Raw genomic sequence first — 25,744 nt, forward strand, 5'->3', positions numbered from 1 at the left:
AATCCGATAGGTTTTTTTATCCCTTTTCAGGTTGGGATTAGGGCGGGTTTGATTTGTAGGGGCGTGTTTAGGGACAAAAATAACCCACAAAACAATAACCTTTAATCAAAAACCGCCCACCCCCAACCACTCACCACCCCGACATCTTTGGCGTGCGATCGCGCTTGAGAAACCGATAGGTTTTTTTATCCCCTTTCAGGTTTGGATTAGGGCAGGTTTGATTTGTAGGGGCTTTCTTTAGGGACAAACTTAACCCAGAAACCAATAACCTTTCTGCAAAACCCGCCCTGCCCCACCCTCTCACCACCGCGACATCTTTGGCGTGCGATCGCGGTTGGAAATCGGGTAGGTTTTGTTCTCCCTTTTCAGGTTGGAATTAAGGCGGGTTTCATTTGTAGGGGCTTTCTTTAGAGACAAACTTAACCCAGCAACCCATAACCTTTTTCCAAAACCCGCCCTTGTTCATAAATCATTTATAGCAGACTCCGCGCCTTCAGTTGTAAATAACGGTTAACCAACTCCTCACTAATCTGATTCGCTGGTGCATCTAATACCAATACCCCTTTTTGCTTCAATTGGGCAAAAGCTACCTGACGCTGGGCAATTAAATCTAACGCAACGGCACGAGAGTACGTTGCTTCTAGATCAGAAGTCCGAGTGTGAGCAATAGTGTCAACTTGGGGATCACGTAATGTCACACAAAAGGGCAAATAACGCGGCGTAAGGCGTCCCATGGCTGATAAGAGTTCAGCCGAAGCGGTTACATCAACAATATCGGTAATCAAAACCACTAAAGCACGACGAGTTTGTTGATTCACTAATCGCGTCACCGCGCCAAAATAATCCGGTTCTAATAATACAGGTTGAATTGGCGTCAACCGTTCTATTAATTTCGATAACTGATGCTGACCCCGTTCCGGTGGAATCCAACTGATAACCTCTCGGTCAAACACACCAATTCCCACTCTATCGCCTCGATTTAATCCCGCCAAAGCTAGGGATAATGTCGCATTTAATCCCCAATCAAATCGCTTTAATCCCTGCACCTGTGCCGTCATTAACCGCCCTCGGTCGAGTAAAATAATTAACGTCTGTTCTCGTTCGGGTTCTAATACTCGGATTAACGGGCGGGAACGGCGGGCTGTGGCTTTCCAATCAATCAGTCGAGTATCATCGCCAACGCCATATTCCCGAAGTTCTGCAAACTCAGTTCCCGCACCCAGGCGTCGCGCTCGGCGCATGGTTCCGGTATTTTCTAAAGTGAGGCGAATCGAAAGTTCTCGCAATCCCAGCAAATCTGGATACACCGCCACCGTCTGACTGGCGGGGATAGTCCAATCCAGCCATGCTAATCCCCAGCGCCCCCGTTGTCGCACTTGAATATCTCCCCATTGATACTCGCCGCGACTTTTGGGGTGAACCGTGTAGGTAAAGTCCTGAGTGTGATTGGGTTCCAGCTTTGCTGAGAGAGTCGGTGTAGAGACATCAAACTCTAGTGGGTAATGATCACGCAGGCGAATCTGGGCAGATGACGATCGCGATCGCACCGATAATACCACAGGATTATCCCGCCCGATGGATAATCGATGTAACGGATAGCGCGTCACTGTGACACGATACGGTTTAGCCCGTTGTTCATCCCAAACCGCTAAACTCAGGACAATCGCATCAAATCCCAGAGTTCCCCAAATGCTGCTTGGCTGATTAAATACAACAGCCAGCAAAAGGGCGATTACCATACCCAGTAGCAGCAGCCAATAAAGACGTTGTGACGGAATAATCATATTAAATTTGTAGGGGCGGGTTTCACTATTATCGTTTCTTGCCTCACCCAGATGCAACTAAACCCGCCCTGACTATGGTTTGAATTTTGAATTATTCATCGCTATACCCATTATCGCGGAACCGGAACCTGCTTCAATAACGACGCAATCACCCCATCAACCATCAACCCATCCAACTGTGCCTCTGGTTTCAAAATCAGACGATGACGCAACAACGGCGGCGCAACTGCTTTCACATCATCCGGTGTCACATAATTACGCCCCGCTAACCAAGCATACGCCTTACTCGTTTGTAACCACGTCGCCGTCGCCCGAGGAGACGCCCCTAATGCTAAATCCGGATGGTTACGTGAACCTCCCACCAATGCTAATAAATAATCCAATATTTTCTCATCCACCTCAACCGCTTGCACCGCTTTACGCCCATTCAGAATATGTCCTACCGTTGCTACAGGTTTGAGACGTTCCAAATCAAAACGTTTAGCCCGAAATCCCTTCTGCACATTCAGCAACATTTGCTTTTCGGCGGCGGTATCGGGATAATCCACCACCAGTTTAAATAAAAAGCGGTCTAACTGCGCTTCGGGTAACGGATAAGTTCCCTCAAATTCTAGGGGATTTTGAGTCGCAATCACCCAGAATAAGTCCGGTAAAGGCAAACTTTCCCCATCTAACGTCACCTGTTGTTCTTCCATCGCTTCTAATAGCGCGGCTTGGGTTTTTGGGGGTGTACGGTTAATTTCATCCGCCAGCAAAATCTCGGTAAAAACGGGTCCTTGCTTGAGGGTAAAACTGCGGCTATTCAGGTCAAAAATATTGGTTCCGAGAATATCTGAGGGCAAAATATCAGGAGTAAGTTGAATTCGGCGAAAATCGGCTTGTATTAATTTTGCCAGCACTTTCACCAGTAAGGTTTTTCCGGTTCCCGGTACACCTTCGATAATGACATGACCTCCACTCAGTAGGGCGACAAGCAACTGTTGCACGACAGTCGATTGACCCAAAACAACTTTGCCCAGGGTTTGGCTGATGCGATTAAAGATGGTGTTGTCATTGGTCATTTGTCATTGGTCATTCGTCATTTGTCATTCGTCATGTCGTCATTTGCCATTCTATACCGTAGTGGCTTGACACAGCTAAAATTGTGGAATAGATTTGACCATTGAATCGGGCGCAAGTCTTTGCGCCCCTACAGTTTCCGGGCGTAATTCTAATTCATCAAATAAGGTGTGCCACGCCAGTAGGGTGGGCATTGTCCACCAGCCTTAAGTCAGTATTATTCTAGTTAAGTTCGTGATTTGAGGCGCAGCGTTATCGGTAAAACTCGCTCCTACTTGCCTCAAAACTTTTTTATAGTTCCGACCATTTTCTCAACCAGTTTAGCAAGTCAGATTCACTCAAGCGGCGTTTGTTAGAGACTTGCAACAGTTGTTCTAAGTCTTTGGCGGGACGCCCCGTTTGCCTTGCCCAAGCCGTTACTAGGGATTGATGGTTGAGGGGAGTCTCTCCTAATCCTAAGTCTTTCTGGAGTTGTCGCTGTTCTGCTTTGCCAACCCTATCTACGATAAAGTCATGACTCCCAGCTTTGAGTAAGACAGCCGCTAGCGCCCGAATGTAGGCTTCACTATTATCCACCACTGGGGCGGATAGGGTGACGGGTTGTCCCAAACGACGATTAGCTGCCCAAATCGCCACGAGTAGGATAACAATGCCTTGGATTAGCAGAGGAAATAGGGGGGTTTTGATTAAATAACTGATGACATTTTCGCCAACTTCGCGTTCAATTGCTTCTTTATCTTTATAACCATGGATGTATTCATCGACCCATAGTTGATTGGCGTTGGCAGATGAGTTAATTAGTTTATCGTCTATAGTTTCCTGAGTGACCAGTTTAGCTAAGAGTTCATAATTGGCTGGAAAATCTTGATATGCATTGGCAGCGAAATGGGGAGTGGTAACGAAAACAACCTGTCCTTTTCCGCGTTGTCGTTGCCATATAATCGCGCCAAAGTTATCACTAAGAATGGCATCGTTGCTGGACTTATGTCGCCGCCTAGTGTCAATTTTAACGTTGCCAACTGGACTATCCTGTAGGGTACTAAATGCGGCTTCGGTTACGGGTTGGTGGACACCAACGATAACTAGGGTATTCCCTTTTTTAACCCAGTTGTCCTCGGTACTCCCTAATTGATGCGGCACTAAACGGCTGTGAACGCGCAACAAGGTGACATCTTGGCGATCGCCGAATTCACTCAATGGCTTTTGCCAGCGCTGGAGGGGAGTTCCCCGTTCTGCCATAAATGTATACCAAGCCCCGTAGCCATCAGGGGCGCGGTTATAGGTTGAACCACTATTAAGTTTATTGTTCGCTGGCGCAGCGACTAGGGTAATCAGGATCAGAACCGCGATCGCGATCGCACTCAATACCCCTAACCGTCGTTTAGATACTCTCATCACCCTTGCTTAATTTGTTGATAGGCTTGCTGACACTCCTCAAACAGCGATCGCGAGGCTGGAGTCTGACTGAAACAAAGCTGTTGATGGGTGATCAGTAAGCGTTGATAGGCGCTAGACTGAGGGAACTGTTGGACTAAATGCAGATATTCCCCATCCGTGCGACTGGGTTGTTGGGGAACATGTCCACTATCATGCAACTGTTGTAACATAGCTCGATACAGGCACAAGCAGGCGTCACGATAGTTACCTTGAGTTTGGGCGTTGTGCGATCGCGCCAACCAATCAGCAACGGATAAGGTTCTATCTGGCGTGGTTGTAAGTTTCTCAGATTGCTGATGCAGTTGGTTTCTCCACGAATAAACATAAGGAGAAAACCGTCGCATGAGTTGTAGAGCAATCCAGCATACCAGCAAAGCAATCAGTACCCAAAAGATTACCCTAGCAATAAAGAACAGAACTGGCGAACTTAACCAAGCGGGTAAAGACCAATCGGAACCCCCTGGAAAATCCGGTGAAAATCGGGACAATTGGAGTTCCCACCATTCCCCTACTTGTTTTTGCCACTGCTGAAACTGCCAAGCCCAATTACTTTTCTCGTAAGATCCGGTAGACATGGTTGGTGAAATCCTGCCCAGGCTAACTCTGTGAGTATAACGCGGACTTCCCCATCTCAAGCAGATCCCTAACCAAACAAAAGTGGATAAAAGGGAAAACTCTCACACCTTAACTAGAGGTGAGAGTCATCATTTGACGCTAATTTTTTATCCCGAAGCGTAGTTGTTTGTCTGAAATCATATTCACCGAAACCGTCATTATTTCCTTCTACCTTGCAACCCTTATCTTTCCCTTATACCCTGTAACCTGCTGCCATCTGCCTTGTCTCCATCCCAGTGTCAGTATTCAACCAGAGAGGATCGGACGTATAGCTAAAAAAAGGGGGGGTATGGACTATTAAATTACCGCCTGAGGGTGTTGAGACCAAGACTGAATCGCCTTGAGTGATGTTGAATGGCGCGGTTGGGTTGCATGTCCCTTTTGAGCCGCCTGTAGTTCGGCTTGCATGACAATCATCTGAGACATGATGTTTTGTAGTTGAACCTGAAGTTGTTCAACCTCAGATGAACCAACTGCTACCCCAGTTGATGCAGAGGGAACCGATGTTTTGGGTTGATAACCCAGGAAGCTTTGAGCCGAGGCAAATTTCGCTGACGCTGTTTGGCTGCTAACGGGATGAGCGGTAACAGGTTGAGTATAGAAGGGTTGTGTGGTGATGGTGAAAGGAACACTCATTGGCTGTTCCTCAGATTTCACCACAGTAGGTGTTAGTGCAGGCTGGGGTTCAACCGTTTCTTCGACTAGAGGTTGAGCTTCATTTTCAGAAGGTGGAATGATTTCCGGTTCTGCTTTAACAGTTTCTTCAACCAGGGGTTGATCTTCGTTCTCAGAAAGCAGACCTGATTCTTGTTCGCCTTCTTTCTCTAAAAAATTATTGAGTCCAGCCGCTGCGAGTCGAGATTTAGAAAGTTTCAGTTCTTCTAAAAGTTGTTCCTTTTCTTGAAGATTTCGCTCTAAATCCGAAAGCTGTTCTTCAGCTTGGGCAGATTTCTTAGACGATTGCCGCCACCCGGTTACAGCGATTGTCGCGATTCCCGTCCCTACACCTAAAACACTTGCCAACCCTAGGTAAGGAGTAGCAACATCCCGGAGTTTTCCATGATGTACAGGCTCTTCTTGGAGTTGGATCGTGACCTCTTGATCTCCGAAGAACGCTAGAGGTAAGGTCAAAGCTGAGAAGACGGCGGTTGAAAGAATTATCGGCGTAAAGAGAAATTTTTTTAAAGGAGAACCAGTCATGATTAATAAGTCCTAGTAACAATTTCCAGTATCAGTTGTGCGAAACAAGGCGTCTTTCTCAAATTTCACCAAATTGCAAATTGCCGATGCTGATTAAGCCAGTTGGCAGGAGAGATTGCTTGGGTGTGAATCGACTTGCCTTAGCTTATTTACCAGATTAGCCAATCGTCTATCAAGTCCAGATAAAGTCCAAAAAAAACTCAGTGAAGTTCTGATGAACTTTTATTAACTTGTCATTGGTCATTGGTCATTGGTCATTGGTCAAGTCGGGGCGGGTTTAGTTACATCTGGGTGTAACCGAAAAGATAGTTGTGAAACCCGCCCCTACAACTTTCAAAACTCTTCCCCATCTCCCCTATCTCCCCCATCTTCCCCATCTCCCCCATCTCCCCCATCTCCCCCATCTCCCCTATCTCCCCCATCTTCCCCATCTCTTCGGCTAAACGCCGATATCTTCATTCCAGAGTTTGGGATGCTGTTGAATAAAGTCGCTCATCATCTGCTGGCACTCCTCTAGATTCAAATCCACAACCTCGACGCCATGGGATTCCATAAATTCCCTAGCACCAGCAAAGGTTTGAGACTCGCCAGCAATCACTTTTTTAATCCCAAATTGCACAACAGCCCCGGCGCAGAGGTAACAGGGCATTAATGTAGAGTACAGGATTGTGTCATTGTAGTTGCCGATTCTGCCCGCATGACGCAGGCAATCAATCTCGGCGTGGGTCACAGGATCATTATCTTGAACGCGCTTATTATATCCCTGACCAATAATCTGACCCTCTTTGACTAACACCGAACCAATGGGAATTCCCCCTTCCCGGAGTCCCTGCTTGGCTTGAGCGATCGCGGCTGCCATAAACTCATCCATAGTCTTGCTATCCTAGAATTCCCAAAATTTCTCTAGATTAGTACGTTTCCAGAATTTTCTCCGGATCGGATTATCGGAATTGGGGAGATGCAGACAGATGTTCTGAACCACTATTGCCGATTTCACAAACGGAACAAAAGGGTGGTAGGGATGTCAACCCCTAGTGCATCGGTTCAGTCATCGGTCATCATCAGAGTTAAGTGGAATGGCACTGACTTTAGAGTTTGTAGTAAGCGCTGTCTTCGCTTCTGGCACGCTTCGTGCCTACTACGAACCCAGTTTAAGTCAGCGACATTCGAGTTAAGTGAACTAACATCTCATCACCAATTGGGAGTCAACAATGAAATACGGAATTGATATCGGACATAACTGCCCTCCAGATACTGGTGCTAGCAATATCAGAAAAGAAGATGATATGACTAAGGCGGTGGGGACGAGAGTGATCTCGAAGCTCAAATCCCTGGGTCATCAAGTCGTAGACTGTACACCTAGTCGTGCTTGGAGTGTGAGCAACTCCCTGCAACAACGGTGCAATACAGCGAATACCAATCGTGTCGATCAATTTATATCCATCCATTTTAATGCCTTTAACGGCAAAGCTAAAGGCGCAGAAGTCTTTGCCATCAGCAATACAGGGAAGGATATGGCTAAGCCTGTATTAAATAATATTGTAGAGCTAGGGTACTTTGATCGCGGGATTAAAGATGGTTCCCATTTGTACGTTCTCCGGAATACCGCAATGCCAGCGATTCTAGTTGAGTGCTGTTTCTGCGATAATCAAGAGGACATGGATCGCTACGATGCCGAAGCCGTGGCAAATGCAATTGTCACAGGATTAACTGGACAAACCGCATCACCGACGATTCCTCTTTCCCAAAATCCAATTGTTGACCTTCAAAAAGCCTTAAATCGACTCAAAATCAGAAGTCCCAAAGGTACACCATTAAAAGAAGATGGTTCCAACGAAGCGGATACTACAGCAGCACTCAAAACCTTTCAGGCGATCGTTGGGGTTACACCCACAGGTACTGCTGATGCTAAAACCTGGCAGATCATTACTCAAATCTTAGCCATGCCAGTGTTGCGAGAAAACCATGCCACAGGATCTGTGGTCAAATATGTACAACGTCGTGTCGGGGCGACACCAGATGGAGTATATGGTCCAGCGACAGCCGCCGCCGTTAAGCGATTCCAACAACAACAAGGGATCACGGCTGATGGTATTATTGGTTCCCAAAGTTGGAGCAAAATACTGGCGGATTGAGTGTTCATGAACCCTAACCTACTTCGTTGAGGTTAGGGATTGGCAGAGGGAACCTGCCAGGAAGTCATGAATAGGGCATGAGTTGGTAGGGGGCAATCACTTCCGAACGTTTCTCTAGTTTGGATCACTGTAGGTCTAGGAATCTCTAGGCACCCTCTAAATCCAGGACACACCCCTATCAATGCCTTAAGAGACGTAAACATTACACGAGTGGATTATATCTATGAATCGTGTTCCAGTAGTCAGTAAAGAAGGAAAACCTTTAATGCCCACCAAACCATCCAGGGCTAGACGGTGGGTGAATGTTGGTAGAGCAGTGGGAAAATGGTCAGACCTAGAAGTCTATTACGTCCAACTCACCACACCAACATCGGCTGAGGAGATGCAGCCCATTTCTGTTGGAGTCGATCCGGGCAAATCTTATTCCGGTATCGGTGTCCAGTCCGCTAAATGCACCCTGCTACAGCTACATCTAATCCTCCCGTTTGGACGGGTCAAGAAACGGATGGAAACCCGTGCCATGTTACGACGGGGACGGCGGGGACGAAGAATCAATCGGAATGTCCCGTTCAAACAGCGTAACCATCGGCAATGCAGATTTGACAATCGCAAACAATGCAAAATACCCCCATCTATCAAAGCTTCCCGGCAGTTGGAGTTACGGGTAGTCACGGAATTAGCGGCTATCTTCCCGGTGACGGCGATTGGTTATGAGCGGGTCAAGGCTGATGTAGATCAAACCCAACGCAAACGTGCCAAATCGGGCAAGGGCTTCTCCCCAGTGATGACAGGTCAGAATTGGGCAATATCCCAAATGGAAACAATCGCCCCTGTCTATGTCCGCGAAGGTTGGCAAAAGGATGGGAACGGTACATCCCAACTCCGAACCCAGCTAGGGTTAGAGAAGGATAAGGTTAACAAGTCCATAGCCAAACCAGAAACTCACGCGGTTGATGGGGTGACGTTGGCTTGCGGGTATTTTGTCAGATATGTCCCGTTCACTGGCTCTAACTCATACGGTTACACCCACAGGGGTAGCGTTAACGTCACTTCCTCTCCGTTTAAAATCATCACCCGCCCTGGTGCGGTGAAGCGGGGAAAAGAGTATGGCTTTTTCCGCCGTCAATTACACTTTGAAGTACCGGATAAGTCAGGGACAAGGAAACGTAAGGGCGGGACAATCACTCCGTTTGGTCTAAGGATCGGTGATTTGGTTAGAGCAGAGAAAGCCGAAAAAATCTACATCGGTTACGTTGGCGGGTTTACCGATACCAAAAAGACCAAAAATATCTCTGTTTGTGACTATACCTGGAAACGGATTGGGCAGTTTGCTCCTAGCAAAGTCGAGTTAATTAAGAGAAATAACGGCTTATGTGTAGCGTAAAAAATTGGATGCCTCCATTCTTCCGGCATCCCGCTATCCCTCCTCGCCCTACGAGAGTTGAGGGCGAGGATTCACGCGAATATGTTGAACGAATGACAAATGACGAATGACGAATGACGAATGACCTTAATGTAAATCAGCTTCCCACACCCCAATATAAATGCGATCGCGTTCATTGCGTTCAATCACCCCTTTTAAGGGAGAACCATTGTTGCTGGTGAAACGATAACGAGTGGATTGACGCTGATAAACCTGAGTTAATCCCTGGCGAATGTCTGGTGAGAGATTGCGACTCAGCATTTTATCTAAGGTATCTGCCATGGTTTCTAATCCCACTGATTGGGCAAAAGCCACCTCAGTTTGGCGCAAACGCTTGGTATCGCGATCAAACAGATAACCGAGACTGACGCGATCGCGAATAAAATCTTCATAGAGTAACGCCTGGGTATTATGCCACAACCCTTTGGAAAGCTGGGTTGGCGTGCCTAAGGCGGCTTCGACAACTTTTCGAGAGGTTCCTGGTGTGAATCCAGGGATTTTATTGGATAGAGGCGGTTTGGGCGTCTGGTTTTCGGGTGCAGGTGAGGGTGAAGGTGTCGGGGTTGGGGAAGCGACAGGAGACGGGGAAGGAGAGGGGGAGGATAACACTGAAGGTTCAGAGGCAAAGGGTGCGGGGGGATCAGGAGACGGCAGGAGTTCTGGGGATTCTTGGATACGGAATGTGGGATCAGTTGGGTATAGGGATGTTGGAGATTCCGGGTTCACCAGTTTAGGCGGCGGAGTGGGCGGAGGTGAAGAGGTTGGGGGCGGTGTAGGTGAGGGCAGAGGGGTGTTTCCAGAGGAGGCGGATACTGACTCTGAGGGTGACGGTATGCGATTGGAGGGTTCTAATACACGGTTTAAACCCCAGCCAATCGCCACAGCACTCAGGAGTAAGCCACCAGCAATTAAACCGCCGAAGCGCCGAGAGGGTTGTTCCTCGTCTGCTTGTAGAGGTTTTCTGCGGATGGGAACGGTTGGCGGAACGGCTGGCTTACGGGTAGAAGGGACAGATTCGCTAGAACTAGAAAGGGATAATGTGGGTGTCGCGATCGTTGTTGGATGGGCGTTTAAGGCGTCCAGCATTTCCTTAGCATCCGCAAAGCGATCGCGCGGGTGAAAGCGAATCGCCTGATCAATCACCGTAGCTAAATGGGAGTGACAATTCGGCGCATCCCGACGCCATAAAATTTCGCCCGTGCGGGTATCGGTTTCTAGGGTTTGCGGTAATTTACCCGTGAGCAAAAATACCGCAATTAAGCCCAAACTATACAGATCACTAGCATAGCGAGGACGTCCTGCCGCTTGTTCGGCAGCCATAAACCCTGGTGTACCAATGACTATCGATGGGGTGGTATTGGCTTGGGAATGAACAACCGTTTTAATCGCTTCTTTCACGGCACCAAAATCAATCAGCACAGGTAATCCGTCTCGCCGCCTGACAATCACATTATCCGGTTTAAGATCCCGGTGAACAATGTGACAACTGTGGACGTAATCCAGTACAGGCAACAGACTCAACAAAATTGCCTTGACTTGACCATCATTCAGCCGACCTTCCCGGTCTACAATTTGAGTCAGGGTATCCCCTTCAATCCATTCCTGAACCAAGTAAAATTGTCCAGACTCGGAAAAATAAGCAAATAATCGGGGAATTTGGTGATTACTTTCACCTAACTCTTCTAAAACCGCCGCTTCCCGCTGAAATCGCTCTTTTACTTGCTGATAGGTTTGGGGATCATGAGTCATGGGTTTAAGCTGCTTAATCACACACTTACGTCCCGACGGCATGTAAGTATCTTCAGCGAGAAAGGTATTCCCAAACCCACCTGCCCCCAGCGTCTGGAGGATGCGATAGCGATTATTGAGCAGCGTTGGCGTCATGAGCGATTTAGGCAAGCTGTTTATGAATGATGAATATGAATTATGATATCTTAAGCAACTCTGAGAAACCGAATTGTATTCCTAAAAATCGGGTTTCTCGTGAGGATGACAACGTTATATCAACCTTTCACTCAAAGAAACCCGGTTTCTGGGCTAGTTACTATAGATATCTAAGAAAGGAACCTGCTTTCTGGGCGATTCACTAACCAGACTTTTATTTTAAATCCAGTAATCCCTGCTCTTTTAACTTAGGATTAAAACGAATCTCAGCTTGCACACCACGGGCATTTAATTGTTCGACTATTTCCGCTTCAACGCGCCGTGCTATTTTCTTTAACAGCTTAATTTGACCTAATTCTTCACTCTTGTTATAGGTGGCTTTATCCTCATCTGTCATCGCCTTTTTCGCATCAATCGGCTGATTCCAAATCGCTTCATCTTGACCATTCCCTGGCGGAATGTCTCCATTTTCTTCAATCCAAGCCTTGCGGATTGTTTCCAAGCGAGTGCGATTGGGGCGCTCAATGGTTTCCGCTTTCAACCAATAGCAGGATTGAGGCTGACGGACTAGGTGTTGTTTTAAGCTGACATAAATATCACGAGAATAGTTGACCAGTTGCAGAGTTTTATCCTGGTCAAAAATGGCATAGACACCGATTTTACCGGATAAGGATTCCGGGAGATTACCCTCCTCGTCCAGATAAGGGATATACTCTAGGTCAGAGAGAGCGGGAATTGGCGTTTCAGAACTCATCAGCAATCCTTAGGCTATTTTTCTATAAATCGCGCAGAGGCGGCTGGGGTTGAAGATTTTGGCTTTGAACATGAAGTTGGGCGGGACGTTTATAATTGCATAATCGTCCGATTCGTGATACTGTTCAAACTGCCGTGGCATCCCCTTGGGAGTCCCTTCGCTGTAGGGGACAGGTTGAAACAGTAACTCGGTGAATTCCAAGTCTTGACAGTGCAGTTGTCCCGCGACTTGCTGGCGGAATGATTCACCGTTCAACAAGCTAAATAAATGGGTCTGGGCGTCTGGTTCAAGGACAAAGCTGCCATCAAAATTGTTAACAATTTTTAATTGAGCCATGGTGGGGCAGAATCGTGAGCAAGTTTACGACTGGGATGATTATACCGTGTAGACTGAACTTATAGAAACTTATGGGTTCAGTCTTGCACAATGGATTGACCAGTATCGGCGGCACGGCGCACTAGGAAGGCGGGGTTCACTCTTGTTCTTGTATTTGTCTGGGTGCTTTTACCAGTCTTTGTGAGCCTCCACCTAAGATTTCCAACTCTCCACCAGCTTTTTGATGATCTGTTTCGAGACTTTGGTCGGCATTGCCCGATAATAGTCTTGGTCATTGTAACTGGTGTCAGATATTAGTTATACCTCACTTGTAAAATCTAGTTCAAAGGCTTTATCCCAACTATTCTGTGCTTCCTTACCTTGAGGATTATTGCTGTCATCTAACATCACGATTGTGGCAGAGACTTGAGTTGCATCCCTAGAATCTGGAACTGATATAATGCGTAAGTCAACCAGATATACATCTACAGATGTATTTGATAATAAAGTTTGAGACACATATAATTTTTCATAATTTTTATCATCAGTGGCCGTCAAAACCGCATCAAGCAATTCGGCAAATTCACAGTTTTGTAGCCGGAGCAAGTGATGCAATGATTTTCCGACGATATCACGTAATCCTAACAAAGACTTTGCTTTGTCATTAGCGCGAGTGATAAAACCGAGTTTATCGGTAAAAATTACACCACTAGAAATATTCCGAATCAGATCTCGCTGTTCTTGTTGATGTTGCTTAACTTCATAAAATAGCTTAGCATTCTGAAGCGCAACACCTGCTTGAATATTAAAGGCTTCCATCAATTCTAAATCTCTACGATCAAAACTTGCCTTCCAACAATCGGGAGCTTGGGGCCAATCGGCTGGATTATAGCCTGGAAAATCTCCCTGTTTCTTTTTGTTAACTAATTGGGTAACAGCAATCAATTTTTTGTCGGCATTAAATACAGGCATACAGAGCAAGCTACAAGTCCGATACCCGTTGCGTTGATCAAATTCCTGGGATATCTTAGAACGTGGATCATGATACAAATCAAAGGGAATAATTAACGGTTCATGGGATGCGGCAACTTGACCCGCAAAACCAACTCCAATAGGTATAAATTCTTCTTTTATGGAACCATTCGGTTTAGGTATTTTGGCTTTAAGATTATTTCCGGTTTCATCCAACAGCCATAATGTACTCCGATCTGCATTCATCAACTCTTTTGCCTGTTCCATTACTTTTTTAAGGGTTTGGTCTAGGTCTAAACTACTCTGATTAAGAGAATGAGTGGCTTTCATTAGTGCCGATGCAGCGTTTTGTTTTTGAGCGGCTTTATAAAACAACTGAGATGATTTAAGAATCATTTGAATTGAACGAGCAAATTGCCGAAAAATATTTTCATCGTCTGATGTAAAGCCTTGCTTATCAATTCGTTCATATAGAGGATTTCGGGAGATTAATGGTTGTTTTAATTTATTGAGTAATTGGGCAACAGCCACCAAATTACCCAGCTCGTCTACCAGTGGCAAAACCAGCATTGTATAGGTGCGATATCCAGTTTTATTGTCCAACTTTTTGGACGCTGTAGAGCGTGGATCATCATAAAAATCATAATGAATATTGATAACTTCCTTGGTTTGGGCAACTTCTCCGGCAATTCCTTGACCCACAGGAATCCGAATTTCAAGAGTGCTATTATTATAACCTTCGGCGCTCAGTGACCAAAGTTCATTTTTGTCTTCATCTAATAAATAAATAGTTGTTCGATCTGCCCCAATCACTTCTCCTGTTTTGAGTGTCAAAGAACGTAGCATTTCATGAAGAATAGCATCAAATTTTTGATTTTTTGGTACACTATCCATCATTAATAGGGTTTGATTGACAACATCAAATCCAACTTCTAGGTCAAATACGATTTCTCTAAAGTTGTCAAGAGAAAGATGTTCCAGAAACTCATAAACCGTCTCTTGAGTTTTTATTGCTAACGCGGGATTCAGTGTTCCCTGTCGGCGTGCCTCTAAATAATTTTTAATTTTAGATAAAGCATTCTGAGCTTTTTGCTTTTCTAATTCTTGGCTGGCGCTTAAAAACTGATAATCCTGATCACTGAGACTTTTATTTAATGCCCAAGCCAAAGCGTCTCGCAATTTCTCGCCACGCAACAACTGGGAGTTATCTTGACCATGGGTAGCAATCCAAGCATTAATTTCTTGACTATACGGACGTAAATTGTCTAAGGCTTGTACAACCCAGTTTTTATGAAAAACAGACTCATAAATACGGTTTTTTACCTGTAATTCACCCTGTCGTCTGACGACTAACCCCGATAGCCCTAGTTCCATTTGTTCAGAACTACCATCCGCCGTTATTTTTCCCTGTTGGAGAATTTGCTGGTATAATGCTAACAGCCGACCTGCTCGTTGCTCGTTGCTCAAGATGCGATCGCGGATTGTTCTCAAATGCTCCGGTTCATCCTGTGCTTGCCAATTTTCAATTAAATGCTGTCCCACAAGCTGTTTAACCCACTGTGCTTCATCACCATCGGTCAACCTATATGAACAGTTACAAACTAATTGACAAAGCTTTTGTGTCAGAAACGGTTGACCTCCTGTCCAGTTTAAGATTTCATGCAGAACGTTCTGGGGATTGCTAACTTTTCCTTCTAATCCTTTGATTAATGGTTTAGCTTCCTGTAATTCAAAACCATGCAGTTGAATCGCCCGACCAATATTAAAAGGTGTTCGCTTCTTATCTCGAATTAAATCGGATGGTGTAGCCACTCCTAGTAGCACAAATGTTAGGCGTTTGTATGCTGGTTTATCGACACGCTGGTTATAGCAACCTCGGATAAAGGCGAAAAAATCGTCCGTTGAAAAATTAAGGCTGAGAACACTATCAATTTCATCGATAAAAATTACAATGTTTTGGCTAACTTGTGCTAATAATATGCCTTCGATAAACTCTCTTAATCGTACTAAGGGAGGAAACATATCATATTCACGCCACCAGCTACGTAAATTGACATCGAGTTCAAAGTCTTGAACCAACCTGCGGGTAATGCTAGCATACCACTGCTCTTGAGTAATTCGCTGCGTACCATCCATTGAAACATCAATAGCAGCACAAGAAAATCCGTTTTGTTTGAGCCGATGCATCACTTGTACTCGCAAGCTTGACTTTCCCGTTTGCCGTGAGTTCAAGACATAGCAAAAATCTCCCTTTTTAAGTCCCTGATAAAGCTCGTCATCTGCTTGCCGTTTGACGTAGCTGGGTGCATCAAGTGGCAAGGTTCCGGAAAATACGTATTTGTAAGCCATGTTAAAAACTATGAATTATAAACCATCTGTCCTTGAACACCCAGACGTTCTGGGAAATATTGACGATATAAATTGCAACGTGGTGTTACTTGATTACCTTGCAGCTTGACCAAACCTAAACTGTGTAATTTAAAAACTTGTTCTGAACTAATCTGGACAGGCTCTGTTGCTATGGCTACCTCATAAAATGCTGCGGCTAACTCTGGATGTTGCTTTAAAGTTCCTAAATGTTTCCGCAGGTGATCACGAAAAATTCCCGCTTCTGTTGGTGCTATTTGCAAAAGATAGTCTAAAGTCACATTCTGACGGTAAATGTAATCCAACGTAAGTTTCACTAAATAGGGGTGTCCGCCCACCATTGCCATGAGTTGATTGGCTTGGCTAGCTTGCCAATTTAATTCATGCAGTTCGGCTAAATTTTGTACTTGCTCTATAGTCAATTCGGCTAATTCAATAACAAACCCTACATTACTTAGAGGGGAGTGATTAACATCGAGCGCACTATACACTTCGGTTGAATGTGCTATGATTAAGCGAAGTTTATTCCAGATAGCACTATTGCGATCGCTGCGTCTGGCTAAGTCATACCAGCCACGTAAAAGGCGGCAAAAGTCATCGGCAATAGCCTGATGTTCAAAAACTCGATCAACATTATCTAAGGCGAGAACTAAAGGACTGTCTATTTTGGGTAGTAAATAGTCTTGAAAGTAAGCGGTGGTGTTACTATTACAGCCAAAAATATCATCCCAATAATCATCCAAATTATTTGGAAGTTCCAGTTTTTTGGCGACGCTGGCACAAAACCAGCGAGAAAATTGGCGTAAATTGTTTAATACTGTACAATCAGCTAGCTCAAAACTTAGGGTTCGTGTTTTATAATTTTGCTGATTTACCCGACTGAGTACTCTACTTAAGAGCGTCGTCTTGCCCATTTCTTCAGGTGCTTTAATCCGAATTAATGCACCAGGTTTAGCCAGAAATTCATAACATTGAGATTCGTAAGGTTCTCTCTCAATATATTGAAAATTATCAGGTTCTCGCTCAACGTAAAGTTCTGGATTCAGCCGTTTTATATTTTCTTTTCTTGATTTATGTGATTCCTTGTTTTGTGTTTCGCAAATTTCTGTCCAATCAAATCCTAATTTTTCAGCAATCTCTTGAAAGTTTAGATTGTAGACAAATTTGCCATTCAGGAAATTACTGACAGTGGCAAGAGATAGCTCTAACTCGTCAGCTAAATCTTGTTGACGGGGATAACCCTTGTATTGAACGGCTAATTTAACTTTAGCGATGTAGTCTTGCTTTACCCTGAACGATCGCGTCATTATGCACACCCTCAATCCTGTTTTATATCATAACCGCATTTTTCTGTATATGATGGGGATTCTTTAATATCGGTTAATTCACTAATAACTCAGGTCTATCTCCGTAACAACTCAACAATAACCCGGTTAGCAGCATGTTGTGATCAAAGAGTAGTGCATCACCATTCCACATTACATTATGGACAACTTCGATTTATTCCACAACCTTCTAGATGTCATTGTACTTGTTCTAACGCTTTCAACCTATTCCCCGTATCTGGGAATCCCGGCTGGCATCGCACTCCTCTACTTTTTGTTTACCAGTAAGCCGAGATAAAAGCATGTAAGTAGAGGTTGCTGAGGAACATCTATAGGCATGGAAACGTCTTCAACACCCCTGCTGGCAAGCGGGGGTTGGCTTTGAACAGGCGACTGGTAGGTGAAGGGGCGAGTTTCACCACTATATTGGTTTCACCACTATCTTTTCGGTGGCAACCCGATGTAACTAAACCCGCCCCGACTTAGACGAGTAGGAGAGGATGTTAATGATGATCCCGTACCTGCAATGTTCGCAATCGATTTAAGGCGGCGGCTAACTCAAATCGCCGGAATAATACTAAGTCTCCTTCTGGCAAATTTCCCAGCAAATCTAATCCCTGAGATTCAAGATCTGCCATCATCCGATTTAGCACTTCGGCAACTGTATGTCGCCCATTAATATAGTGTCGTTTGGCATAAACAATCGCTTCAGCAATTGCCCGTAATTGCCCTTTCTCCACAATCTGTTCAACGGCGGCTAAATCAATTTCCTCTTTGCCAAAGACAACTTCATCCACATCCCGCACCTTCAGCTTAACGTCTCGTGAACCGCGACTGGGGTCAATGCTTTCGGGTAACGGAATACGCGGCGCAATCTCGCCAAACTCTTTTCCGCCTTCGGGAATCCGTTCCGTTTGATACTGTTTCGCGATCGCGCGGGCTTTTTCGGTAACATCGTAGGGTTGGAAGTTATCCATGGCGATGACAGTATCAGCGACATCAAAGTAATCACCGCTACCCCCCATGACTACAATCGTGGATACCCCATAATCGGTGTAGAGTTGGCGTATCTTATCGATAAACGGCGTAATCGGTTCCTTGTCTTTGGCAATCAACTGTTGCATCCGATGATCGCGAATCATAAAGTTTGTCGCCGCCGTATCCTCATCCACGAGTAATAACTGGGTATTGGCTTCTAACGCTTCAATAATATTCGCCGCCTGGGAGGTACTCCCACTCGCATTGGCGGTGGAAAATTGACGAGTAGACCGACCTTGAGGTAGTTGGTTAATAAACGGCGAAATATCGACACTGGCAATACTACGCCCATCTTCTGCCCGAATCTTTACGGCTGAGGCTTGAGTCACCACCAATTCCCGTCCATCTTCGGGAATGTGATTATAGACCCCCACCTCGAGCGATCGCAAGACGGTAGACTTACCATGATAACCACCGCCGACAATCAGGGTAATTCCTGCTGGAATCCCCATCCCGGTTACCTCTCCCCGATTGGGACAATTAAACGTTTCCCGCAAGGTTTCTGGGGATTGGAAGGGTAAGGCATTGTCCTCTAATGGGCGATCATCCACGCCACTGCGTCGGGGTAGAATGGCATCATCGGCAATAAATGCCACTAAATTCCGTTCGGCTAACTGTTGACGCATCCAGTCTGTATCTTCAATGGTTTCAACGTGCTGTTTAATCTCTACGGCATCCAGAGAGTCGTACTTCAGCGCTTGATCAACAATCTCTGGAATATCCTCGCACAACATTTCCGCCGCCTGACGCCCAGAGATACGTCGTCCCCGTGCAGGTAATCCGACGACAAAGCGAACTTCGACGAGTTCATCATTGATAAATGCAGCCGTGCGCTCAATTACCGATTGTCCCACAGACATAATTGCAATCCGCCCACTATTCCCGGTTCCCCGGTGGGAACTGAATTCTCGCGCCACTAAATCAAACTGGCGTGTCAGGTAATCCCGTAAAGCGATTTCTCGACTACGACTTTGGTAAAGGGTTTTGGGAAAATCCGCCACCGCTTGGGACAGTTGCACCCGAACATGACTGGGACTGGCAAAGGGATCACCTTGGACGCGATCGACAATTAAGGTGAAATCCGAAAAGTTATAGCGTCCCTTAATATCCTTGTAGGCTTTGTAGCTCTTGTTGTCAAGTTGGAGTAGGAGTTGGCGTAGTTTCTCGCGATTGCTCATAACCGTAGTAAGAAATTGGGTAATGGTTGTTTTCAGACTACTACCAGATCCCCGACTTCTTCACGATTACCAAATCCCTGACTCCCAAATCTAGCCGTTGCTGATCATTTCAAGGGTGGAACACCGGAAATAGCTAACGTTACCAATGACAACTGACAAATGACAGATGACTCATCTCAACAAACGACCAACCAAGGAGGTAACTGAGTTCACCAGCCATATCATCGAGCCAGCCAGGAAAATATTCTCCCGCAATTCTCGGCGATTAACCCCATAGCTGGAACGACGCCCACTACCCGCACCGTCACGCTCTAAATCATAAATAATTTTCTCCGCGTACCACCGATCAGATTTGCCGGGATATTTCATTTGCGCCTGATCCAGCAGTCGTTTGGCTAAACCCTTATTCCCTTTTACGGCTTTGAGTAAATGGGGGTCTATCCCTTCATTATGCTGGGAATCGCGCCATATCAAAAACACCATCACACCAATCAACGCCAGCAGTACGATCGCGAAGGGCAGTTTCATTGATTTAACCTTGAATGATGGATATTCCAGTTATTCTATCCGCTAATTTTCTACACTGCCAAGCTAAAAATATTTAGAAATATTAACGGCATAGTTTTCATCCCCAGGGCTTAAGTTGACAAAACCGAAAAACTGTAGCCTTAGCTACCAAAAAATTCTTGAGACTTGGCGCGATCGCACAATTGTTCCTGAGTGCTGATCAACCTGGCGGCTTGTACAGTCTGGGAATACAGCGCACGATGGATTTCTCCAGCGTCTTTTGGGGATATGCTAAAGTGACAAAAAATGTTTGTTCCTGTGATATCATGCCCCTTTCTACCTTCTCTAAAATCATCTACCCCGAAAGTGACGGTCAACCCTTGGCAGACAATACAATCCAATTCCGCTTAATTGTCACCATTCAAGGTGGAATTGATGCCCTGTTTCTTGAGAATCCTAATGTCTTCGTTGCTGGAGATTTATTCTGGTATCCAGTGGAAGGCGAACCCTGGATTAGACAAGCGCCTGATGTCATGGTTGTCATCGGACGTCCCAAGGGTGATCGACGTTCCTATAAACAGTGGGAAGAAGACAATATTCCGCCCCAAGTGGTTTTCGAGATCGCTTCTCACAGTAATACGAAGACAGAATTAGAGGAAACCAAGCGTTATTTTTATGAACGTTATGGTGTCGAGGAATATTACCTGTTTAATCCTCAGCCTGGAATCCTCAAAGGATGGCAACGGGATAACGAAGTATTACAGCCAATTCCGAGAATGTCGGGTTGGATTAGTCCCCGTCTGGGCATTCGATTTGAATTGGAAGCAGGAAATTTACAGCTATACCATCCTGATGGGGAGCGATTTGCTTCGTTTGTGGAAATTATTGAACAGCGAAGGTTAGAAAAACGGGCAAAAGAACAAGCTGAACAGGAAAAAATACAAGAACAACAGGCAAGAGAACAAGCGGAGTTAGCGCAACGAAATGCGATTCCCAAGTTATTGGCAATGGGTTTAACTGTAGAACAAATTGCTGAAGCGTTATCGTTACCAGTGGAGACTGTGCGGGCTATCGCTGAAAGGTAAGTGCGATCGCATATCTTGTAGGGTGGGCAAGTTACGTTAATTTAACAATTTCACCAGAAATTATATCCATTTGCCCACCCTACTCGTCTCCTGCATTTCCTCGCCAATTCAGTCGCCCTGCCAAATCAGAAAAATCATAGTTCTGGTTTTGCACTTTAGATGCAACAGATGAACTGAGTACCAACACAATATTCACGGGTCCAGGAGAGAGTTGTGTGGGAATATCAAGGATCAAATGACCGGAGGCATTGACAGTAGTTGTCAGTTGAAAAACTTCCATTTTGACTTCAACCATTAGATATCAGGGTTATTGTAGCGTGATCCTCATCCTACCGCGCGATCGCACAGTTGTTTTTGAGTGCTGATCAACCGGGTAGCTTGGACATTTTGGGGATACAGAAAGAGCGCCTAATTTTGTCGGGTGGGGAAATTATGATGATCATTTTAGGTTATAGCCACCAGTATGACAATCTTTTACTAGACTAATGGTCTAGTCGGAAACCAATATATATTAATGCTCCCAGGATTCATCAAACATCAAATCCTGAACATTTTTTAACACAAAACTACCATTCTCTTTGCTTAATTCACCCCGACAGATTATCGGACAACGTTCTTGATACGCTTTCACCGCTAAAATATAGTCATAACCTGTTAACTCAGTCTTAATTTTCCGCAGCTTATCTCCAACAACACCCAGCAATGTTATCTGACCGCTTAAGGGGTCGGAATTAGGCGTGTTCATGTGCATGACTACTCCCTGAAGTGTAATCGTTTTTCCACCAGAAAGCAGTTCACTCAAAATCTCAACTTGAGAACGATTCTCGACAACGGCTAACGTTTCAATCGCCTCACTAATCCGAGTTACATAATCCCCTAGATTGGTTTTTAGGGGCAATAAAATCTCAAATTCTCCTCGCTGCTCATCCGGCTTGAGCCAAATCATAGCATTATCCAAAAATGGACGGTCTTCATACCAGCCATGAGCTTTTAAATATGCCTGAAGCTGTTTAGGTTCTATGCTTTTTAAACATTCAACATCTCGCACCGTTACATTCATAGTAAAACACCTTGACTAAGACAAATGTCACTGACTTAAGCTGGTTTCGTAGTAGGCACTTTAGTGCCAGAAGCGCTAAAGCGCTGACTACAAACTCTAATGTCAATGGCACGCTGATTAAGGCTTTTTGCAGCGCCGAAACCCTTGATATCCCGTAGGGTGGGCATTGCCCACCAGCCAAAATTTCAGGGGAAAGGTGCGTTACGCTTCGCTAACACACCCTACACATAGAGGCTTTGCGTAAGTCCTACTAATCTTCTGCAAGCTTTACATTTCTTTAGAGACCGCCTAGAAGAATCGTAAGGGTGGAACATCGGAACTAGCTGGCATGACTTGACCAATAATGCGACTATCTTTATATCCTAATTCTTGCAGAACTTGCTCACAGTTTACCGCCTGTTCACTAGGAATTGTTGCTAATAACCCGCCAGACGTTTGCGGATCAAAAAGTACCGGATAATTAACGCGATCGCACATCTCTTCCTGATTGCTGATAAACTGTGCAGCTTGGACATTCTGGGGATACAGTGAACTGACAATTCCCTGCTGCACAAGTTCCGTCACCCCCTCCAGCAGGGGAATTTTATCCCACTCTAATTCCACCGTCACCCCCGATGCTTGCACCATTTCCACCAGATGTCCCACCAAGCCAAATCCGGTTACGTCAGTACAAGCCGTTACCCCATGATCTCGAAATACTTTAACTGCTTCCTGATTCGATAACAGCATCAACTCAACCGCCTGATCAATCCAGCGCCCTTTTGCTTGTAAACGTTGATGTGCAGCAAACAAAATCCCGGTTCCTAAGGCTTTAGTCAGAATTACGCGATCGCCCGGTTTCATCCCACTTTTTTTGATAATTTGCTGAGGATGCACTAACCCATTACAGGATAAACCAAAAGTTAATTCTGTCCCTTCCGTTGTATGTCCTCCCACCAACGGCGCTTGTACTTGAGATAATACCTTCATCGCCCCCGATAATAATTGATAGAGGGTTTCCTCCTGTTGGGCGGCTGTCGCATAGGGAACCGTTACCATTGCCAAAACACTCTGAGGCGTTGCACCCATGGCAAATAAATCACTGAGACAATGATGAGTGCTAATTTGTCCAAAGATAAAGGGATCATTGATTAAAGTGCGAAAATAATCAACCGTTTGCACTAATAGTTTATCGGCGGGAACTTTGATCACCGCCGCGTCATCTGCCGTTCCCAATCCGAGAATAATATCATCTGGTGTGGAGAAATGATACTCAGCCTGCAACCGTTTTAACACTCGTTCTAGGGTAGTGCTACCCACCTTAGAACCACAGCCAGCGCAATACATCGGTGGGGCGTTTTTCGGCTTCACTAAACGGGGGGATTTCGTCAAGTTCGGCGTTTTCTTTGGAACAGGATTAGCCGATTCCATTTCTGGCAAATCCCTAAATTGCCGCATAAACTTGCGATCAATATGATCCTTCCAACGCCATAGCAGTCGGGAGTGCCAGCCAAAGGGACCCCAGGATGCGATCGCGCCGCCATCACCTGTGCCAATTAAACTCAAATACCGCCGTTGGGGTTTGTAAGGATGTAGCGTTTTTCCCTGTACAAAGCGACGCAAATTTTCGACTAAAGGCTTCCCTTGGCGCACCGCAAATACCCCAGCTTTCGGACGCGGATGATTTACCATGGTGGCAATATCACCAGCGGCAAACATATAAGGATGAGAGAAGGATTGTAACGTATCACCAACTAAAATAAACCCTTTTGAATTCGTCTGTAGTCCTGATTCCGCAATCCAACTTGGTGCAGAGGCTTGGGTTACCCAGAAGCTGTAATCGCAATCGACAACTAAACCTGAATCACAGCAAATTTTATCCGGCAATATCTGAGAAACCGTTTCCCCTAAATGCACCTGAATTCCCCGTTTTTTTAGCAACTTCTCAACATATCGCTGCGCCCAGGAATTATGCCCCGACAAGAGTTGATCCCCCCGATTAAATAAATGAATATTGACCGAGGTGTGATGGGAGTTTTTTGCCTGATGAATACGCCGTTGCATTGTCATTGCCAGTTCCACGCCACCTGCACCACCACCAACAATTCCTAAACTCAGAGATTGCTGAGGATGTTGGCTAATTGTTTCGATGATTTGATTCCATCGCGTTAAAAATTGGGGGACAGGTTTAGCCGGAATCGCGTATTTAGCTACGCCAGGAACCGATTCTTTAGCCGGGGTACTGCCAATATCAATGGATAAGACATCAAAGGCAACGGGAGGACGATTGGCACAGATAACTTTATTCGAGTTTAAATCCAAACCTACGGCTTTATCAATATATAATTGAGCGCCAGCAAATTGAGCAAGACGCCGCAAATCGATATGACATTCATCAAAGGTATAGAACCCAGCCACATGACCCGGTAGCATTCCCGAATAGGGGGTATGAGACACATTAGTAATCAGCGTCAACCGTACTCCGGGCAAGGGATTCATCCCCAACATCCGCAGTGCGATCGCGTGGCTATGACCGCCGCCGATCAGGACTAAATCTTTGTCCTTTGTCCTTTGTTCTTTGTCCTTTGTCCTTTGTTCTTTGTCCTTTGTCATTGGTTAGGGGTACTTATATGTTTAATTTACCATAGTTAAGTTTCTTTAGACTCACCCAATTGTCAATAATAACGAAATTATTTGTAGTGCGAGCATCTTGCTCGCTACTAAGTAGGTTGACATTAATGTTTTGGGTTGAGGCAAGGCAGAGGGCAGAGGGCAGAAGGCAGAAGGTTCCAAGGAAAAAGAAGCCAAGCTAAAAAGAGGGTGACAAAGATGGATTTGGTATTATCTCTCTCAGGCTAGATTGATTTCCCAGAATGGCATCGGCATAATGAAGGGAAACCAAAGGAGAACCTGTGATGCCAAAGGCTGTTATTTTTGATGTAGACGGCACCTTAGTTGATTCCGTTGATTTGCACGCCCAGGCGTGGGTTGAAGCGTTTAAACAGTTTGGCTATGATGTGCCTTACGATAAAATCCGTCATCAAATCGGTAAGGGGAGTAACTATATCATCCCTGTCTTTATTTCTCAAGCGGAATTTGAACGCCTTGGTGAGGATATTGCCACTTATCGCAAAAAATTCTATCAAGAAAATCTTCTGTCTCAGGTGCGTCCCTTTGAGGGAGTGCGCCAACTCTTTGAACGCTTAAAAGCCGATGGCAAAAAGGTTGTCGTGGCGTCTTCAGCCAGAACCGAAACCCTGACTCACTACAAAAAACTGTTGGATATTGAAGACTTAGTGGATGGTGCAACCTCTACAGACGATGTTGAAAAGTCCAAACCCCATCCCGACATCTTTCAAGCCGCATTAGGGAAGCTGGATGGGGTGACAACCCAAGATGCAATTGTGGTGGGGGATAGTCCTTATGATGCTATAGCCGCCTGTAAAATAAATCTAGATGTTATTGGCGTGCTTTGCGGTGGTTTCTCGGAAGCCGAGTTAAAAGAAGCAGGCTGTATGAAAGTGTATCAAAATCCGGCGGATTTACTCGATAATTATCATCAGTCTCCTTTGGTTTAATTGGGTGGACACAACTAAAGTTAACGGTGGGGATCGTCATTCGTCATTC

The 25,744-nt window shown here is 45.3% G+C and carries 21 protein-coding genes; 4 read left to right on the plus strand and 17 right to left on the minus strand.

Annotated features, from left to right (window positions below):
- Positions 1 to 473: 473 nt before the first annotated feature.
- The 7 genes from RIG66_RS15575 to RIG66_RS15605 form a co-directional block, all read right to left on the minus strand.
- Positions 474 to 1,781: a DUF58 domain-containing protein gene (locus RIG66_RS15575; RefSeq protein WP_446379649.1), complete on the minus strand. Its 1,308-nt coding sequence runs from the start codon at positions 1,779 to 1,781 to the stop codon at positions 474 to 476.
- Positions 1,782 to 1,894: 113 nt separating this feature from the next.
- Entirely contained in the window at positions 1,895 to 2,845 is a 951-nt protein-coding gene (locus RIG66_RS15580; protein WP_446379506.1) for an AAA family ATPase, read from the minus strand.
- A 289-nt stretch (positions 2,846 to 3,134) separates the two neighbouring features.
- The gene (locus tag RIG66_RS15585; RefSeq protein ID WP_446379508.1) at positions 3,135 to 4,238 is read right to left on the minus strand and encodes a DUF4350 domain-containing protein; all 1,104 of its coding nucleotides are present in this window, start codon (positions 4,236 to 4,238) and stop codon (positions 3,135 to 3,137) included.
- On the minus strand, positions 4,238 to 4,855 hold the full coding sequence (locus tag RIG66_RS15590; protein WP_446379510.1) for a DUF4129 domain-containing protein: 618 nt from the start codon (positions 4,853 to 4,855) through the stop codon (positions 4,238 to 4,240). Before RIG66_RS15590 ends, RIG66_RS15585 begins: the two co-directional genes overlap by 1 nt.
- A 337-nt stretch (positions 4,856 to 5,192) precedes the next feature.
- Positions 5,193 to 6,095 carry a hypothetical protein gene (locus tag RIG66_RS15595; protein WP_446379512.1) on the minus strand — a complete coding sequence of 301 codons (903 nt, stop codon included), beginning with the start codon at positions 6,093 to 6,095 and terminating at the stop codon, positions 5,193 to 5,195.
- A gap of 333 nt (positions 6,096 to 6,428) precedes the next feature.
- Positions 6,429 to 6,554 carry a hypothetical protein gene (locus RIG66_RS15600; protein ID WP_446379514.1) on the minus strand — a complete coding sequence of 42 codons (126 nt, stop codon included), beginning with the start codon at positions 6,552 to 6,554 and terminating at the stop codon, positions 6,429 to 6,431.
- Positions 6,535 to 6,966, minus strand: coding sequence for a nucleoside deaminase (locus RIG66_RS15605; protein WP_006099789.1), 432 nt, complete (start codon positions 6,964 to 6,966; stop codon positions 6,535 to 6,537). The genes RIG66_RS15600 and RIG66_RS15605 overlap by 20 nt, the downstream gene beginning before the upstream one ends.
- Positions 6,967 to 7,306: 340 nt before the next feature.
- Between RIG66_RS15605 and RIG66_RS15610 the strand changes: the two genes are divergently transcribed.
- The gene (locus tag RIG66_RS15610) at positions 7,307 to 8,230 is read left to right on the plus strand and encodes an N-acetylmuramoyl-L-alanine amidase (RefSeq protein WP_446379516.1); all 924 of its coding nucleotides are present in this window, start codon (positions 7,307 to 7,309) and stop codon (positions 8,228 to 8,230) included.
- A gap of 223 nt (positions 8,231 to 8,453) precedes the next feature.
- Positions 8,454 to 9,614 carry an RRXRR domain-containing protein gene (locus RIG66_RS15615; RefSeq protein ID WP_446379518.1) on the plus strand — a complete coding sequence of 387 codons (1,161 nt, stop codon included), beginning with the start codon at positions 8,454 to 8,456 and terminating at the stop codon, positions 9,612 to 9,614.
- A gap of 126 nt (positions 9,615 to 9,740) precedes the next feature.
- On the opposite strand, the gene RIG66_RS15620 is transcribed toward RIG66_RS15615, so the two are convergent.
- The 7 genes from RIG66_RS15620 to RIG66_RS15650 all read right to left on the minus strand — a co-directional run bounded on the left by RIG66_RS15620 (position 9,741) and on the right by RIG66_RS15650 (position 20,014).
- The gene (locus RIG66_RS15620; RefSeq protein ID WP_446379520.1) at positions 9,741 to 11,537 is read right to left on the minus strand and encodes a protein kinase domain-containing protein; all 1,797 of its coding nucleotides are present in this window, start codon (positions 11,535 to 11,537) and stop codon (positions 9,741 to 9,743) included.
- A 214-nt stretch (positions 11,538 to 11,751) separates the two neighbouring features.
- A complete protein-coding gene (locus tag RIG66_RS15625; RefSeq protein ID WP_446379522.1) occupies positions 11,752 to 12,291 on the minus strand; it encodes a GIY-YIG nuclease family protein in 540 nt (179 codons plus the stop codon).
- Between the two features lie 9 nt (positions 12,292 to 12,300).
- Positions 12,301 to 12,627: a hypothetical protein gene (locus tag RIG66_RS15630; protein WP_446379524.1), complete on the minus strand. Its 327-nt coding sequence runs from the start codon at positions 12,625 to 12,627 to the stop codon at positions 12,301 to 12,303.
- A gap of 297 nt (positions 12,628 to 12,924) precedes the next feature.
- Positions 12,925 to 15,927 (minus strand): AAA-like domain-containing protein, encoded by a 3,003-nt coding sequence (locus RIG66_RS15635; RefSeq protein WP_446379526.1) that lies wholly within the window; start codon positions 15,925 to 15,927, stop codon positions 12,925 to 12,927.
- Positions 15,928 to 15,935: 8 nt separating this feature from the next.
- The gene (locus tag RIG66_RS15640; RefSeq protein WP_446379528.1) at positions 15,936 to 17,252 is read right to left on the minus strand and encodes an AAA-like domain-containing protein; all 1,317 of its coding nucleotides are present in this window, start codon (positions 17,250 to 17,252) and stop codon (positions 15,936 to 15,938) included.
- 521 nt (positions 17,253 to 17,773) lie between these two features.
- Complete coding sequence (locus tag RIG66_RS15645; protein ID WP_446379530.1) at positions 17,774 to 19,486, minus strand: ABC-ATPase domain-containing protein; 1,713 nt, start codon at positions 19,484 to 19,486, stop codon at positions 17,774 to 17,776.
- A 171-nt stretch (positions 19,487 to 19,657) separates the two neighbouring features.
- Positions 19,658 to 20,014, minus strand: a complete 357-nt coding sequence (locus RIG66_RS15650; protein ID WP_446379531.1) for a hypothetical protein — start codon at positions 20,012 to 20,014, stop codon at positions 19,658 to 19,660.
- 305 nt (positions 20,015 to 20,319) lie between these two features.
- Between RIG66_RS15650 and RIG66_RS15655 the strand changes: the two genes are divergently transcribed.
- On the plus strand, positions 20,320 to 21,078 hold the full coding sequence (locus RIG66_RS15655; RefSeq protein ID WP_446379651.1) for a Uma2 family endonuclease: 759 nt from the start codon (positions 20,320 to 20,322) through the stop codon (positions 21,076 to 21,078).
- Positions 21,079 to 21,157: 79 nt separating this feature from the next.
- On the opposite strand, the gene RIG66_RS15660 is transcribed toward RIG66_RS15655, so the two are convergent.
- From RIG66_RS15660 to selD, 3 genes are all read right to left on the minus strand, one after another.
- Entirely contained in the window at positions 21,158 to 21,373 is a 216-nt protein-coding gene (locus RIG66_RS15660) for a hypothetical protein (protein WP_446379532.1), read from the minus strand.
- 216 nt (positions 21,374 to 21,589) lie between these two features.
- Entirely contained in the window at positions 21,590 to 22,138 is a 549-nt protein-coding gene (locus RIG66_RS15665) for a hypothetical protein (RefSeq protein WP_446379534.1), read from the minus strand.
- A gap of 288 nt (positions 22,139 to 22,426) precedes the next feature.
- Positions 22,427 to 24,730 carry a selenide, water dikinase SelD gene (gene selD, locus RIG66_RS15670; RefSeq protein WP_446379536.1) on the minus strand — a complete coding sequence of 768 codons (2,304 nt, stop codon included), beginning with the start codon at positions 24,728 to 24,730 and terminating at the stop codon, positions 22,427 to 22,429.
- A gap of 302 nt (positions 24,731 to 25,032) precedes the next feature.
- On the opposite strand from selD, the gene RIG66_RS15675 reads away from it, so the two are divergent.
- Positions 25,033 to 25,695 carry an HAD family hydrolase gene (locus tag RIG66_RS15675; protein ID WP_446379538.1) on the plus strand — a complete coding sequence of 221 codons (663 nt, stop codon included), beginning with the start codon at positions 25,033 to 25,035 and terminating at the stop codon, positions 25,693 to 25,695.
- Positions 25,696 to 25,744: the final 49 nt, after the last annotated feature.

Origin of the sequence: Coleofasciculus sp. E2-BRE-01 (genome assembly GCF_040221695.1) — a bacterium.
Lineage (GTDB): Bacteria > Cyanobacteriota > Cyanobacteriia > Cyanobacteriales > Coleofasciculaceae > Coleofasciculus.

Coding starts and splice junctions, on each gene's coding strand:
- RIG66_RS15580 (WP_446379506.1), bottom strand. CDS start 2,845: ATGACCAATGACAACACCATCTTTAATCGCATCAGCCAAACCCTGGGC.
- RIG66_RS15585 (WP_446379508.1), bottom strand. CDS start 4,238: ATGAGAGTATCTAAACGACGGTTAGGGGTATTGAGTGCGATCGCGATC.
- RIG66_RS15590 (WP_446379510.1), bottom strand. CDS start 4,855: ATGTCTACCGGATCTTACGAGAAAAGTAATTGGGCTTGGCAGTTTCAG.
- RIG66_RS15595 (WP_446379512.1), bottom strand. CDS start 6,095: ATGACTGGTTCTCCTTTAAAAAAATTTCTCTTTACGCCGATAATTCTT.
- RIG66_RS15600 (WP_446379514.1), bottom strand. CDS start 6,554: ATGAAGATATCGGCGTTTAGCCGAAGAGATGGGGAAGATGGGGGAGAT.
- RIG66_RS15605 (WP_006099789.1), bottom strand. CDS start 6,966: ATGGATGAGTTTATGGCAGCCGCGATCGCTCAAGCCAAGCAGGGACTC.
- RIG66_RS15610 (WP_446379516.1), top strand. CDS start 7,307: ATGAAATACGGAATTGATATCGGACATAACTGCCCTCCAGATACTGGT.
- RIG66_RS15615 (WP_446379518.1), top strand. CDS start 8,454: ATGAATCGTGTTCCAGTAGTCAGTAAAGAAGGAAAACCTTTAATGCCC.
- RIG66_RS15620 (WP_446379520.1), bottom strand. CDS start 11,537: ATGACGCCAACGCTGCTCAATAATCGCTATCGCATCCTCCAGACGCTG.
- RIG66_RS15625 (WP_446379522.1), bottom strand. CDS start 12,291: ATGAGTTCTGAAACGCCAATTCCCGCTCTCTCTGACCTAGAGTATATC.
- RIG66_RS15630 (WP_446379524.1), bottom strand. CDS start 12,627: ATGGCTCAATTAAAAATTGTTAACAATTTTGATGGCAGCTTTGTCCTT.
- RIG66_RS15635 (WP_446379526.1), bottom strand. CDS start 15,927: ATGGCTTACAAATACGTATTTTCCGGAACCTTGCCACTTGATGCACCC.
- RIG66_RS15640 (WP_446379528.1), bottom strand. CDS start 17,252: ATGACGCGATCGTTCAGGGTAAAGCAAGACTACATCGCTAAAGTTAAA.
- RIG66_RS15645 (WP_446379530.1), bottom strand. CDS start 19,486: ATGAGCAATCGCGAGAAACTACGCCAACTCCTACTCCAACTTGACAAC.
- RIG66_RS15650 (WP_446379531.1), bottom strand. CDS start 20,014: ATGAAACTGCCCTTCGCGATCGTACTGCTGGCGTTGATTGGTGTGATG.
- RIG66_RS15655 (WP_446379651.1), top strand. CDS start 20,320: ATGCCCCTTTCTACCTTCTCTAAAATCATCTACCCCGAAAGTGACGGT.
- RIG66_RS15660 (WP_446379532.1), bottom strand. CDS start 21,373: ATGGTTGAAGTCAAAATGGAAGTTTTTCAACTGACAACTACTGTCAAT.
- RIG66_RS15665 (WP_446379534.1), bottom strand. CDS start 22,138: ATGAATGTAACGGTGCGAGATGTTGAATGTTTAAAAAGCATAGAACCT.
- selD (WP_446379536.1), bottom strand. CDS start 24,730: ATGACAAAGGACAAAGAACAAAGGACAAAGGACAAAGAACAAAGGACA.
- RIG66_RS15675 (WP_446379538.1), top strand. CDS start 25,033: ATGCCAAAGGCTGTTATTTTTGATGTAGACGGCACCTTAGTTGATTCC.